General features: G+C 66.9%; 11 protein-coding genes. 8 read left to right on the top strand and 3 right to left on the bottom strand.

Going from position 1 to position 12,402, the window contains the following annotated elements; all coding sequences use genetic code 11:
* Positions 1–28 precede the first annotated feature (28 nt).
* The 4 genes from rho to WKR98_RS22575 all read left to right on the top strand — a co-directional run bounded on the left by rho (position 29) and on the right by WKR98_RS22575 (position 5,333).
* The gene (rho, locus tag WKR98_RS22590; RefSeq protein WP_124690466.1) at positions 29–1,285 is read left to right on the top strand and encodes a transcription termination factor Rho; all 1,257 of its coding nucleotides are present in this window, start codon (positions 29–31) and stop codon (positions 1,283–1,285) included.
* A 333-nt stretch (positions 1,286–1,618) separates the two neighbouring features.
* Entirely contained in the window at positions 1,619–1,885 is a 267-nt protein-coding gene (locus tag WKR98_RS22585) for a type B 50S ribosomal protein L31 (protein ID WP_124690467.1), read from the top strand.
* A 212-nt stretch (positions 1,886–2,097) separates the two neighbouring features.
* Entirely contained in the window at positions 2,098–3,900 is a 1,803-nt protein-coding gene (locus tag WKR98_RS22580; RefSeq protein WP_341434730.1) for an ArnT family glycosyltransferase, read from the top strand.
* Positions 3,897–5,333, top strand: coding sequence for an MATE family efflux transporter (locus WKR98_RS22575; protein ID WP_238160104.1), 1,437 nt, complete (start codon positions 3,897–3,899; stop codon positions 5,331–5,333). Before WKR98_RS22580 ends, WKR98_RS22575 begins: the two co-directional genes overlap by 4 nt.
* Here WKR98_RS22575 and orn read toward each other — a convergent pair.
* Complete coding sequence (orn, locus tag WKR98_RS22570; protein WP_124690469.1) at positions 5,330–5,875, bottom strand: oligoribonuclease; 546 nt, start codon at positions 5,873–5,875, stop codon at positions 5,330–5,332. The two genes, WKR98_RS22575 and orn, sit on opposite strands and share 4 nt — an antisense overlap.
* A 136-nt stretch (positions 5,876–6,011) precedes the next feature.
* Here orn and WKR98_RS22565 point away from each other — a divergent pair, with 136 nt between their 5' ends.
* The 4 genes from WKR98_RS22565 (at position 6,012) to WKR98_RS22550 (ending at position 9,538) form a co-directional block, all read left to right on the top strand.
* Positions 6,012–7,322 (top strand): M48 family metallopeptidase, encoded by a 1,311-nt coding sequence (locus WKR98_RS22565; protein ID WP_341434729.1) that lies wholly within the window; start codon positions 6,012–6,014, stop codon positions 7,320–7,322.
* Positions 7,319–7,663 (top strand): 4a-hydroxytetrahydrobiopterin dehydratase, encoded by a 345-nt coding sequence (locus WKR98_RS22560; RefSeq protein WP_124690471.1) that lies wholly within the window; start codon positions 7,319–7,321, stop codon positions 7,661–7,663. Before WKR98_RS22565 ends, WKR98_RS22560 begins: the two co-directional genes overlap by 4 nt.
* Complete coding sequence (gene rsgA / locus WKR98_RS22555) at positions 7,660–8,589, top strand: ribosome small subunit-dependent GTPase A (RefSeq protein WP_124690472.1); 930 nt, start codon at positions 7,660–7,662, stop codon at positions 8,587–8,589. Before WKR98_RS22560 ends, rsgA begins: the two co-directional genes overlap by 4 nt.
* A 109-nt stretch (positions 8,590–8,698) precedes the next feature.
* The gene (locus WKR98_RS22550) at positions 8,699–9,538 is read left to right on the top strand and encodes an EAL domain-containing protein (RefSeq protein ID WP_341434728.1); all 840 of its coding nucleotides are present in this window, start codon (positions 8,699–8,701) and stop codon (positions 9,536–9,538) included.
* Here the strand turns inward: WKR98_RS22550 and WKR98_RS22545 are convergent.
* Together WKR98_RS22545 and WKR98_RS22540 are read right to left on the bottom strand one after the other, a co-directional pair.
* Positions 9,535–10,095, bottom strand: coding sequence for a ferritin-like domain-containing protein (locus WKR98_RS22545; protein ID WP_341434727.1), 561 nt, complete (start codon positions 10,093–10,095; stop codon positions 9,535–9,537). The genes WKR98_RS22550 and WKR98_RS22545 overlap by 4 nt on opposite strands.
* A gap of 68 nt (positions 10,096–10,163) precedes the next feature.
* Positions 10,164–12,209: a TonB-dependent receptor domain-containing protein gene (locus WKR98_RS22540; RefSeq protein WP_341434726.1), complete on the bottom strand. Its 2,046-nt coding sequence runs from the start codon at positions 12,207–12,209 to the stop codon at positions 10,164–10,166.
* Between the last annotated feature and the right edge of the window lie 193 nt (positions 12,210–12,402).

The raw sequence follows: 12,402 nt of genomic DNA, 5'->3' as shown, positions 1-12,402 counted from the left end.
AAGAACTCCCCCCGGAGCTTTATCCGAGATGCATCTCAATGAACTGAAGGCGCTGCACGTTTCGCAACTGCTGGAAATGGCCGCCACGCTCGAGATCGAGAATGCCAGCCGCCTGCGCAAGCAGGAGCTGATGTTTGCCATCATGAAGCGGCGCGCCAAGCAGGGTGAGCCGATCTTCGGCGATGGCGTGCTGGAAGTGCTGCCCGACGGTTTCGGCTTCCTGCGTTCGCCCGAAACGTCCTACCTCGCCAGCACCGACGACATCTACATTTCGCCTTCCCAGATCCGGCGCTTCAACCTGCATACCGGTGACTCCATCGAGGGCGAGGTCCGCACCCCCAAGGACGGCGAGCGCTACTTCGCCCTGGTGAAGGTGGACAAGGTCAACGGCCAGGCGCCCGAGAGCATGAAGCATCGCATCATGTTCGAGAACCTGACGCCGCTGCACCCGAACAAGCCGCTGCGCCTCGAACGCGACATCAAGAGCGAAGAAAATCTGACCGGCCGGATCATGGACATCTTCGCCCCCATCGGCAAGGGCCAGCGCGGCCTGCTGGTGGCAAGCCCGAAATCCGGCAAGACGGTGATGATGCAGCACATCGCGCATGCCATCACCGCCAACCACCCCGACGTCACGATGATCGTCCTGATGATCGACGAACGTCCGGAAGAAGTGACCGAAATGCAGCGCTCGGTGCGCGGCGAAGTGGTCGCCTCCACTTTCGACGAACCGGCCACCCGCCACGTGCAAGTGGCCGAGATGGTCATCGAGAAGGCCAAGCGCCTGGTCGAACTCAAGCACGACGTCGTCATCCTGCTCGACTCCATCACCCGCCTGGCCCGCGCCTACAACACCGTGGTACCCGCCTCCGGCAAGGTCCTGACCGGCGGCGTCGACGCCAACGCCCTGCAGCGGCCCAAGCGCTTCTTCGGCGCGGCCCGCAACATCGAGGAAGGCGGCTCGCTCACCATCATCGGCACCGCCCTGATCGAAACGGGTAGCCGCATGGATGACGTGATCTACGAAGAATTCAAGGGCACCGGCAACAGCGAAGTCCACCTGGAGCGCCGCCTGGCCGAGAAGCGCGTCTACCCCGCCATCAACCTGAACAAGTCCGGCACGCGCCGCGAAGAGCTGCTGATCAAGCCGGATGTGCTGCAGAAGGTGTGGGTGCTGCGCAAGTTCATCTTCGACATGGACGAGATCCAGTCCATGGAATTCATCCTGGACAAGATGCGTTCGACGAAGAACAACGGCGAATTCTTCGACATGATGAAGAAATAGGGCTCCCCCCTACGCGCTTCGCGCGCCCCCCGGGGGGCGATGCGGGTGGACCGGCGGAGCCGGATCCACCGCATCCTGGCAACTACCGGGCTGGCGGGGGGGGGTTGCTCTGCCAAGCGATGTCTTTGAAGCGCGAAATACGCCAAAAACATGGTGCCGATTGCACAAACCCGAGAATCCCGCGATAATTCAAGGCTTAGCTCTAGAAATTGGGCACGTTGTCGGACCGGCGCTCCGCCTAGCAAGTCACCACGGAAGCCGCCCTAAGGAAAAGCGCCCCCAAGGCGCGAACCTTCGTCCCGGCTGGCGACCCGCATACCCCCAAGGAAGACCATGAAAGAAGGCATCCACCCCGAATACCGCGACGTCGTGTTCCAGGATCTGCAGACCGGCAACAAGTTCGTTACCCGCTCGACCCTGAACTCGCGTGAAACCATCGAACTCGATGGCAAGACCTACCCCCTGTTCAAGTGCGACGTGACCTCCGAATCGCACCCCTTCTACACCGGCGCGCAAACCCGCATCGTCGAAACCGGCCGCGTCGAGAAGTTCCGCGCCCGTTTCGCCCGCACCACCGGCGCCGGCAAGACGTCCGCCTGACCGCACCGTCCGCGCCACGAAAAAGGCAGCCTGCGGGCTGCCTTTTTTCTGTGGTCGACCTTTCCCGCCCGCCTGGCCGGGGCTCGCGGAAATCCGCCCCTTCGCTGCAATTGCTTGCAATCCGGCCTCGCATTCCGCCTTTTTTTGCGTGTCGCGGCCTGCCGGGACACTAGAATCCGTCTTGTCGCCTGTTAGGTAATCCCAGCGGTTCGATGCCCCACCGATTCCCGTCGCCCTTCCATACGTCCATCCTGCCGCCCACCCCCGCGCGGCTGACCGCGCTCGCGGCCACGAAACTCCCGCGCTGGGGCCTGCTGGCCCTGTGCCTGCTGTACATCGTGACCGGCCTGGTCATGCGCGAGCCCTGGAAGAGCGAGGACGTCATCGGCCTGGCGCAGATGTGGACCGCCTACGACGGCGGCTGGGCGCAATGGCTGGCGCCCGAGGCGGCCGGCGTGGCTGTGTCGCAGGAAGGACCGCTGGCGACATGGGTGGGCGCGCTGTGCATGGCCATTTTTTCGCCGCTGCTGGGCCATATCCTGGCAGGACGCATCCCCAACCTCATCTGGTTCGGCATCGCCAGTACCAGCCTCTGGTACGGCGCCTACCTGCTGGGCCGGCGGGCCGAGGCGCAGCCGCTGGCGCTGCCTTTCGGCGGCCAGCCGGAACCGCGCGACTACGGCCGCATGCTGGCCGACGCCGCGCTGCTCCTGTTCCTGGCCACCCTGGGCATCCTGTGGCGGTCCCACGAAACGTCCGCCGAACCGGCCGCCCTCGCCTTCCACGCGCTCGCCTTCTATTCGCTCGCCCGCATGCTCGATCACCCGCGCTCCGGCGCGCTGACGCTGGGGCTGGCGCTGGGCGGCGCATTCCTGGCGCGCGGCTTCCCCGCCGTCATGCCGCAACTGCTGGCCGTCGCCGTTCTGGCCGGCACCTGCTCGGCGCTGCGGCCGGCGGCGCGCTGGATCGCGCTCCTGAGCCTGCCGCTCGGCCTGGCGCTGTCGCTGGCCTGGTGGCTCGCCACGGCCCAGCTCCACCCTTACTGGATGAGCGGCTGGTGGCACTGGAACGCCAGCGTGTTCGGCATCCTGACGCCGCGCGGACTGTCCGACGTGTTGCGCAACATGCCCTGGTTCCTGTGGCCCACCGGACCGCTGGCGCTGCTGGCGCTGTGGCGATGGCGCGGCTACCTGCGCTCGCCCCACGTGCAGATTCCCGTGGCATTGATGCTGGCGGGCCTGGTCATGCTGTTCGCCACCCGCGAGCCGGTCGACGCCGAATACCTGGCGCTGGTCATTCCCTGCGCGATGCTGGCCGCGCTCGCGCTGCCCACGCTGCGGCGGGGCCTGATCAATGCCCTGGACTGGTTCGCCGTCATGGTGTTCTCGGCAACGGCCTGCGTGGTCTGGATGGGCTGGATCGCCATCATGACCGGCGTGCCGCCCAAGATCGCCCGCAACATCGCGCGCCAGACCCCGGGCTTCGACGCCGATTTCTCGCTGTTCGCCTTCACCGCCGCGGTCGCGGCCAGCGTAGCCTGGATCGCGCTGATCATCTGGCGCTTCCGCTCGCGCCCCACCGGCTTGTGGCGCGGAACGGTGCTGTCGGCGGGCGGCGTGGTCGCGTGCTGGCTGCTGATCATGACGCTGTGGCTGCCCTCGATCAACTACAACAAGAGCTACCGCGAAGTCTCGAACGGCATGGCCCATGCGCTGGCCGCCGAGCAGGGCCGCACCGGCCGGCACGAGTGCGTGCGCAGCTCCGGCCTGGGGCTGTCCCAGCGCGCCGCGTTCGCGGTCTTCGACAACCTGCACTTCGAACTGTCCGGCGACTGCCCGCTGGTCCTGCTGCAAGGCAACGCCAGCGTGCTGTTGAACGCGGTCCAGCGCGGCGAATACGCCGGCAGCCGCGTGCTGTGGGAAGGCACCCGCGCGGCGGAATTCCGCCGTGCCCCGCAGTTCCGGGAATACTTCATCCTGTTGCGTCCGGTCCCGGCCGGACGCCCCGCCTCGTGACCGACACCGGGCTCGCGCTCCCTTCCAGTTGGGGCGCGACCCTGCGCCGCATTCTCCAGCAGGGCTGGCCGGTCCTGGTCGGCCAATGGGCCAGCATGGCCTTCGGCGTGCTCGACACCGCGATGACCGGCCATGCATCGCCCGTGGCGCTGGCCGCCATGGCACTGGCGGTATCCATCTACGTCACCGTGTTCATCGGCCTGACCGGCGTGCTGCACGCACTGATCCCCATCGCCGCCCAGCACTTCGGCGGCCGCCGGCTGGCCGAGATCGGCCGCGCCTGGGGCCAGGCGGTCTGGCTGTCGCTGGGCCTGTCGGTGGTGGGCGGACTGGCGATGCTGTTTCCGGACACCTGGCTGGCGATGTCCGGCAACGTCGACCCGGCCGTGCGGGACCAGGTGCGCGGCTATCTGGCCATGCTGATCATTGCCCTGCCCGCCGCGCTGGTCTTTCGCACGGTCTACGCCCTGAACACCGCGGTGTCGCGGCCCAAGGTCGTGATGATGATCAACATCGCGGGCATAGGCTTCAAGGCATTGTTCAACTGGCTCTTCATCTACGGCAAATTCGGCCTGCCCGCGCTGGGTGCGGTGGGGGCGGGGCTGTCCACCGCGCTGGTGTTCTGGATCAGCGTGGGCCTGAGCGCCTTCATCCTGCGCCGCGACCCGTTCTACCGGCAGTTCGGCCTGCGCATCGGCCGTCCCGACAGGAAGACACTGGGAGAACTGCTGCGGCTGGGCCTGCCGATGGGCGGCTCCTACCTGATCGAGGTCACGTCCTTCACGTTCATGGCGCTGCTGGTGGCCCGCGAGGGCATCTACGCCACCGGCGGGCACCAGATCATGGCGAACCTGGTCGCGCTGTGCTTCATGATGCCGCTGGCGCTGGGGATATCGACCGGCGCGCTCACCGCGCAGGCCATCGGCTCGGGAGATCCGCTGCGCGCGCGGCGTACGGGATCGGCCGGACTGATGATCAGCACCACGGGCGCGCTGCTGACGATCGCGGTCGTGATCCTGGCGCGCGGCCCCATCGTCCAGGCCTACACCAGCGATACCGAGGTCGGTGTCGTCGCGCTCGGCCTGCTGGGCATGCTGGCCTTCTTCCATCTGTTCGATTCATTGCAGTGCATGACCAGCTACCTGCTGCGCGCCTACAAGATGGCGGTCGGGCCCATGCTGATCCAGGCCGGCGCGCTGTGGGGTATCGGCCTGCTGGGAGGATGGTGGCTGGCATTCGGCCCGGGCGCCGGCGCGCTGGGCGGGATGGTCGCGGTGCTGATGCCCGGCGCGCCCACGGGCGCCGGGACCATGTGGCTGATGGCGACCTTCAGCATGGCGGTCTCGTCGCTCATGCTGCAGTTCTTCTACTGGCGGGTGGCCGCCCGGCGCCCGGCCGGCCCCACGCTGGCGCAGTCCCGCCCCCAGGCCTAGACGCGCAGGAAGTGCTCGCGGTAGTACTTGAGCTCGTCGATGGACTCGTAGATGTCGGCCAGCGCCTCGTGCCGGCTTTTCTTCTCGAACCCCTTGTAGATCTCGGGCTTCCAGCGGCGGCAGAGCTCTTTGAGCGTGCTGACGTCCAGGTTGCGGTAGTGGAAGAAGGCCTCGAGCCGGGGCATGTAGCGGACCATGAAGCGGCGGTCCTGGCCTATGGTGTTGCCGCACAGGGGCGACTTGCCGGCCGGCACGTACTGGCCCAGGAACTCCAGCAGGATGTCCTCGGCCTGGGCTTCGGCCAGCGAGGAAGCCTTCACTTTGTCGATCAGGCCGCTGCGGCCGTGGGTGGCCTTGTTCCAGTTGTCCATGCCATCGAGCAGTTCGTCGGACTGGTGCACGACCAGGACCGGCCCTTCGGCCACCACTTCGAGCTGGGCGTCGGTCACGACCACCGCGACTTCGATGATCCTTTCCTTTTCCGGATCCAGGCCCGTCATTTCCATGTCGAGCCAAACCAGGTGATTTTCGTTCAACGCCATATAATCGGTGCTCCGGAACTATGCATGATCGCGCGCGCGGCGCCATGACGGCGGCGCGGGCACAAATGTCAATTTTCTCACAGGCTGGCGCCTCCGCTTTCCGAACCCGCGTCGGGATCCATCGGGGCTTGCGCGTATGCCCCGACTACGAGCCGTCATCGTGTTTACCCTGCTGTTCGTCCTGATGCTGCTGGCCGGCGTCGCCACCCGGCTGTGGCTGTCCACCCGCCAGACCCGCCACGTCGCGCTGCATCGCGATCGCGTCCCCGCCGCATTCGCCGACCGCATCGGGGAAACCAGCCACAGGCGGGCGGCCGACTACACCATCGCCCGCATCCGTTTCGACATCGTCGCGCTGCTGTTCGATACGGCGGTGCTGATCGGCCTGACGCTGCTGGGCGGACTCCAGGCCCTGAACGAGCTGGCCGCCTCGCTGGCCTCGTCCGACTTCGTCCGCCAGTTGCTGCTGGTCGCGATGGCCGCCGCCCTGCTCTCGCTGCTGGATCTTCCCTTCACCCTGTGGCGCCAGTTCGTGCTGGAGGCCCGGTTCGGGTTCAACCGGATGACCTTGCGGCTGTTCGCTGCCGATACCGTGAAGGGTCTCGCGCTGGCCGTGGTGTTCGGGCTGCCGCTGCTGTCGGCCCTGCTGTGGCTCATGGCCGGTGCCGGTACCTACTGGTGGCTGTGGGGCTGGGGCCTGTGGATCGTCTTCAACCTTTCGGTCATGCTGCTGTTTCCCACCGTCATCGCGCCGCTGTTCAACAAGTTCACGCCGCTGGCCGACCAGGCGCTGGCCGAGCGCATCCAGGCGCTGGCGCGCCGCACCGGCTTTGCGCTGAACGGACTCTTCGTCATGGACGGCTCCAAGCGGTCGGCGCACGGCAACGCCTATTTCACCGGCTTCGGCAAGAGCAAGCGCATCGTCTTCTTCGACACCCTGCTGGCCCGCCTGGCCCCCGAGGAAATCGAGGCCGTGCTGGCGCACGAGCTCGGCCATTTCAAGCACCGGCACATCCTCAAGCGCCTGATGTTCAGCTTCGGCGTGTCGCTGGTGTTCTTCGCCCTGCTGGGCTGGCTGTCCCGGCAGGTGTGGTTCTACACCGGTCTCGGCACCGCACCCCTGCTGGGCGGGCATAACGACGGCCTGGCCTTGATCCTGTTCTTCCTCGTCGCGCCGGTCTTCACCTTCGCCTTCATTCCGCTCGCGAGCTGGTACTCGCGCAAGCACGAATTCGAGGCGGATCGCTTCGCCAGCGAACAGACCGATCCCGCGAACCTGGTCTCGGCGCTGGTCAAGCTCTACGACGACAACGCCGCCACCCTTACCCCCGACCCCGTGCATTCGGCCTTCTACGATTCGCACCCGCCCGCCGGCATACGCATAGGCCGGCTGCGGGCCGCCGCGCCGCATGCCGCCCCACTCGACCGCCTCCAGGAACCGGCATGAACCGCGTATTGAGTATCGAACAGCTGCGCTCGGGCCGCTGCGTGCCCATGAAGAACCGGGCGCCGATGAGCTCGGCGCACATCGACGAGCAGATCCATGTGCTGCCCATCTGGGCGCGGCGCGGCGAGGTCCTGGAACGCGACTACGAATTCGCCGACTATGCCGGGGCCATCGCCTTCGTGAACGCCGTCGCCGAGGTCGCCGGCCAGGAGAACCACCACCCCGAGATGCTGGTCGCGCACAGGCGCGTACGCGTGCACTACACCACGCACGAGATAGGCGGCATTTCCATCAACGACTTCATCTGTGCGGCCAAGATAGACGCGCGCTACGAATCATGAAGCCGCCACGGCGCGCTTCGGGTGCCGGCCTGCAGGGCCGCGTCGTGGCCGCCTTCGGCCGCCACTTCACGGTCGAATGCGACGACGGCTCGACCCGCCAATGCTACCCGCGCGGCAAGAAAGGCACCGCCGCCGTGGGCGACCGGGTCGAGGTGGCGCCCGAGGGGCCGGCCGAAGGCGCCATCCAGTCGGTCCTGCCGCGCCGCAACCTGCTCTATCGCTCGGACGAAATGCGGACCAAGCAATTCGCCGCCAACGTCGACCAGTTGCTGATCGTCGTGGCGACCGAACCCGATTTCTCCGACGAACTGGTGGGCCGAGCCCTGGTGGGTGCCTTCAACGCCGATATCGCCCCCATCGTCATCCTGAACAAGGTCGACCGCACGGCCGGCCTGGAAGTCGCACGCCGCAAGCTGGCGCCGATCCAGGCCCTCGGGGTGCCGGTACTGGAACTCAGCGCCCGCGACACCGCCGCCACGCAGGCCGCGCTGGCGCCCCGGCTAGCCGGCCAGGCCAGCCTGCTGCTGGGCCAGAGCGGCATGGGCAAGTCCACGCTGCTCAACGCCCTGGTTCCGGATGCCCTGGCCGCCACCCAGGAACACTCGCAGGCACTGGGCGCCGGCAAGCACACCACCACCAGCACGCGCCTGTACCACCTGCCCGCCACGCTTGCCGCCGGAGCCGACCTGATCGATTCGCCGGGGTTCCAGGCCTTCGGCCTGCAGCACCTGGACGGCGCGCAGATCGTGAAGGGCTTCCCCGAGTTCTCGCCCTACCTGGGCCACTGCCGCTTCTACAACTGCACCCACATCCACGAACCGGGATGTGCCGTGCTGGAAGCCCTGGAGGCCGGCCGGATCGCGCCCCAGCGCCATGCGCTCTACGGCCGGCTGCTGGAGGAACTGCAGCTCGGCCAACGCTATTGAGCCTTCAGAACCGGAAGGAATATCCGATCGGCAAAACAATCGTTTGGCGTTATGGTGATCGGCGGTACGCTCGGGGAAATCTTCCGTGCGTCCCCTTCAGGAGCTTTCCGTGGCCTATGCGGCAGTCCGGACACTGATAGAAAAACTCTCCAGCCAGCCCGACCTGCATGCGTCGCTGCGCCTGGCGCCCGACGGCACCGTTTTGGGCAGGTTCTACGAATTCGAGCTGGCCAGCGGCTTCCAGCCAGTGGTCAGGATCGATACGCGGACGGTGGCCGGCTATGACGCCTATGCCCGTTCGCACGCGACCGACGGCGACGTCATCAGCCCCTGGGGCCTGTTTTCGCGCGCGGCCGACGATGCCACGCTGGTGCGGCTGGACCGGCTGTGCCGCCTGGTCCATACGCTGAATTATTTCTCCAAGGCCGACGCCACCCATCCCCTGTACTTGCGCGTCCACGGCCGGCTGCTGGCCGCCATCACGCATGACCACGGGCAGGCGTTCCGCCGCATGGTCGAGGCACTGGGCGTCCCGCCTGCGCGCATCGTGCTGCAATTGCCTGGCGAGGCCGCGCAGGACGTGCTGCTGGCCGGCATGATCCTGGGCAACTACAAGAAGGCGGGTTTCCTGTCGGGCGTACACGCCAACAACGTGGGCGAGGCGCAATCGCTGCTGCACCTGCATGCGCCGGAAGTCATCAAGCTGGACCTGCGCACCGTGGCTGACCCCGAGCACGAACTGCCGCCGTTGCTGGAGGCGGCGGCCGGACTTTCGTGCCAGGTGGTGTTCAAGCGCGTCGAGGACGAGGCCAGCCTGGCCCGCCTCGCAGCGCTGGGCGCGCAATACGCGCAGGGCTATCTGTTCGGCGCGCCATCGGCTTCGCTGGCGCAGCCATCCCCGCGAGCGGGAGCGGGCCACGATCCGCCCTCCGCCCAAGGTCCAGCCTAGCCGCGCGCGAGCAAATCGGACATGTCGTCCGCGTGCTCTTCCTCGACCGCCAGGATTTCCTCCAGCATGCGGCGCGTGGTCGGGTCCTTGTCCCCCAGGTAGCGGACCATGGCCCGGTAGCTGTCGATGGCGATGCGCTCGGCCACCAGGTTCTCCTTGATCATGCCTTCGAGCGTACCGGCTTCGACGTACTGGGAATGGCTGCGCCGGGACAGGCTGTCGGGCGAGAAATCCGGCTCGCCCCCCAGTTGCACGATGCGCTGGGCGATCTGGTCCGCATGCTGCTGTTCCTGGGTGGCATGCTCGGCGAACTCGGCCGCGACCGGATCGGCATGGATGCCGCGCGCCATGAAATAGTGGCGCTTGTAGCGCAGCACACAGACCAGCTCCGTGGCCAGGGCCTCGTTCAGCATCTCGAGCACGACGCCGCGATCGGCGCCGTAATCCTGGGTCACCGCGCCCTCGTCCAGGTGCTTGCGCGCCCGGGCGCGGATGGCCTCCACATCGACGGAAAACTTCTCGGCACTGGGGGCTTGCGGCTTGACGGCCTGCTCCATATCGCTCTCCTTTCTCGAGTGAAACCTCCACTCAGGATAGGCCGCGCCCCCGGTCACCGCTGTAACAATCAGAACGTCAGCCGCACGCCCATGACGATGTTCCGGCCCATCAGCGGCGCGGCATTCTTGATGAACGACGTATGCCGGTAGGCGAGCTTGTTCGTGAGGTTATTGGCCCGGACGTAGATCTGGTAACGGGTCCCGCTCATGCGGCCTTCATAGGCGGCGCCAAGGTTGAGCATCGTGTAGCCGGCCGTCTCGGTCTCGAACTCGGCCACCTTGTCCTGACGCCCCACGTACGACAGTTCGACGTCGCCGCTCCAGGCCTGCCACCGCGCGTCCAGCCGCGTGCCGATCCGGTAGGCGGGGATGCGCGGCAGATTGCCGCCACCGTCCAGTTTCGCGCGCACGTAGTCGCCCATCAGCGAGACGGCGAAGATACGGTCGATCTGGTGGCGCACCTTGGCCTCGAGCCCGGTGAAGGTGGCATCGTGCTGCGTGTACTCCAGCAATTGCAGATTCTGGTAGACGTCCAGCGTGCGGCCATAGATGAAGTTGTCCATCTTGTTGTGGAACACCGAGACCGAGAACGTGGTGGGTCCGGCGAACTTGCGCAGCGTGAGGTCGATGTTGTTGGACGTTTCCTTCTTCAGGTTGGCGTTGCCGATCTCGTAGGTGGACGTGGCCAGGTGCAGGCCATTGGCATAGAGTTCCTCGGCGGTCGGCAGGCGATGCGAGCGCGACGCCGACACGCCCAGCGAATATTGCGGCGCGAATTTCCAGACGGCGCCCGCCGACACCGAGGTGCCGCGATGCCGGGTATCGGGCGCGTCGCCCTGCACGTCGATGCGCTGCCATTCATGCCGCAGCCCGCCCTCGAAGCGCCAGTCGCCCACCGTGTATTCCTCGAGCGCGAACAGGCCGTTGTTGCGCGTGACGGTAGGCTGCACGTAGGCCTCTTCGCCCAGCGCACTGAAGGCGCGGCGCGTCGTCTGCGCGCCGATCACGCCCCGCAGCCCGCCTATGGGCGCGTGTTCCAGTTCCACGCGGCCGTCATGCGCCTTGTTCTTGAAGGTGGTGGCGATCGTGTCGCCCTCGATCTCGTCATGCTGGTAGTCGGTGAAGCCCGCGCGCACGCGCAGCCGGGTAAAGCCGGCGAAGGGGTCGCGCAGCTCGCCGCGCACGTCCCACCGCTGGCTGCGCAGCTTCACGAAAGGCACGCCGTGGCTGTCGCCGTCCTCGCCGTGGTCGTGATCGTGGCCGTCTTCGTCGCCGTGGTCGTGGCCATGGCCGTCGTCGGGGCAGTGCAGGTGCGTGCCGTGCGCATGGCAGCCCTCGTAGGCGTGGTCATGGCCCGGCAGGCCGTAGCGGTTGCGCTGGCTGGTGTAGGCCAGTCCGATGTAGCCGCGGTCGCCCACCCACGACAGGCCCACGCTGCCGGTCTCGGTATGGTTGTACGAACCGTCCACCCGGTTGCCGCCGGCCCAGCCGCGACCCACCTTGTAGTCGTTGGCGTTGCGTTTGAGCCCTTCGGCGTGGAACACCAGGCCCTTGCCGCCGGTAGTCAATTCGAACGCGCCCGACGTCTCGCGCGGACCGGTCGCGCCGCGCAGCTCCACGCTGCCTTCCACCGCGTTCTCCGGCATCTCGGTGGGAATCTTGTTGTCGAGCACGTTGACCACACCGCCCATCGCCCCGCCGCCGTACAGCAGCGCAGCCGGCCCGCGCAGCACTTCCACGCGCTGCGACAGCATGGGCTCCAGACCCACCGCGTGGTCGGGACTGATGGTGGAGGCATCCTGGACCTCGGCACCGTCGGAAACGATCTTGACCCGCGCGCCGTCCATGCCCCGGATGATGGGCCGGCTGGCGCCCGCGCCGAAATGCGACGAGGTGATGCCGGGCTCCTGCTCCAGCGTCTCGCCCAGCGTGGCGGCCCGCTTGGTCAGCAGATCGTTCTCATCCAGCACGGTGACCGGCGCCGCCAGGTCCTGTTCGCTGCGCGACAGGGGCGTGGCGGACACGGTGACCTCCTTCAAGGTCTGCGGCGCGGGCTCGGCCGGCGACGCGGCCTGCGCCCAGGCGGCCGCGGGCAGGCCCCAGGAAACACTCATCAAAGCCAATACGAGGGGGTTCAGCCTTCCCAACATCACGGTTCCTTCTTCATGGATGGCGCAAAAATGCCGCTGGCGGCCGACAAGGCACCCTTGCCAGGCCGCGAGCGGCATTCTTGCTCAAATCCGAAGTTAATGCAACTCTATTGCATATGCATGGTTGTTGCACTTAAGAAACCCTTGCGGGTGCGGG

Source organism: Pigmentiphaga sp. YJ18 (assembly GCF_038066655.1).
Classification (GTDB): domain Bacteria; phylum Pseudomonadota; class Gammaproteobacteria; order Burkholderiales; family Burkholderiaceae_B; genus Pigmentiphaga.
The sequence above is the reverse complement of the archived record's forward strand: the minus strand, read 5'-3'. Positions and strand labels throughout refer to the sequence as shown.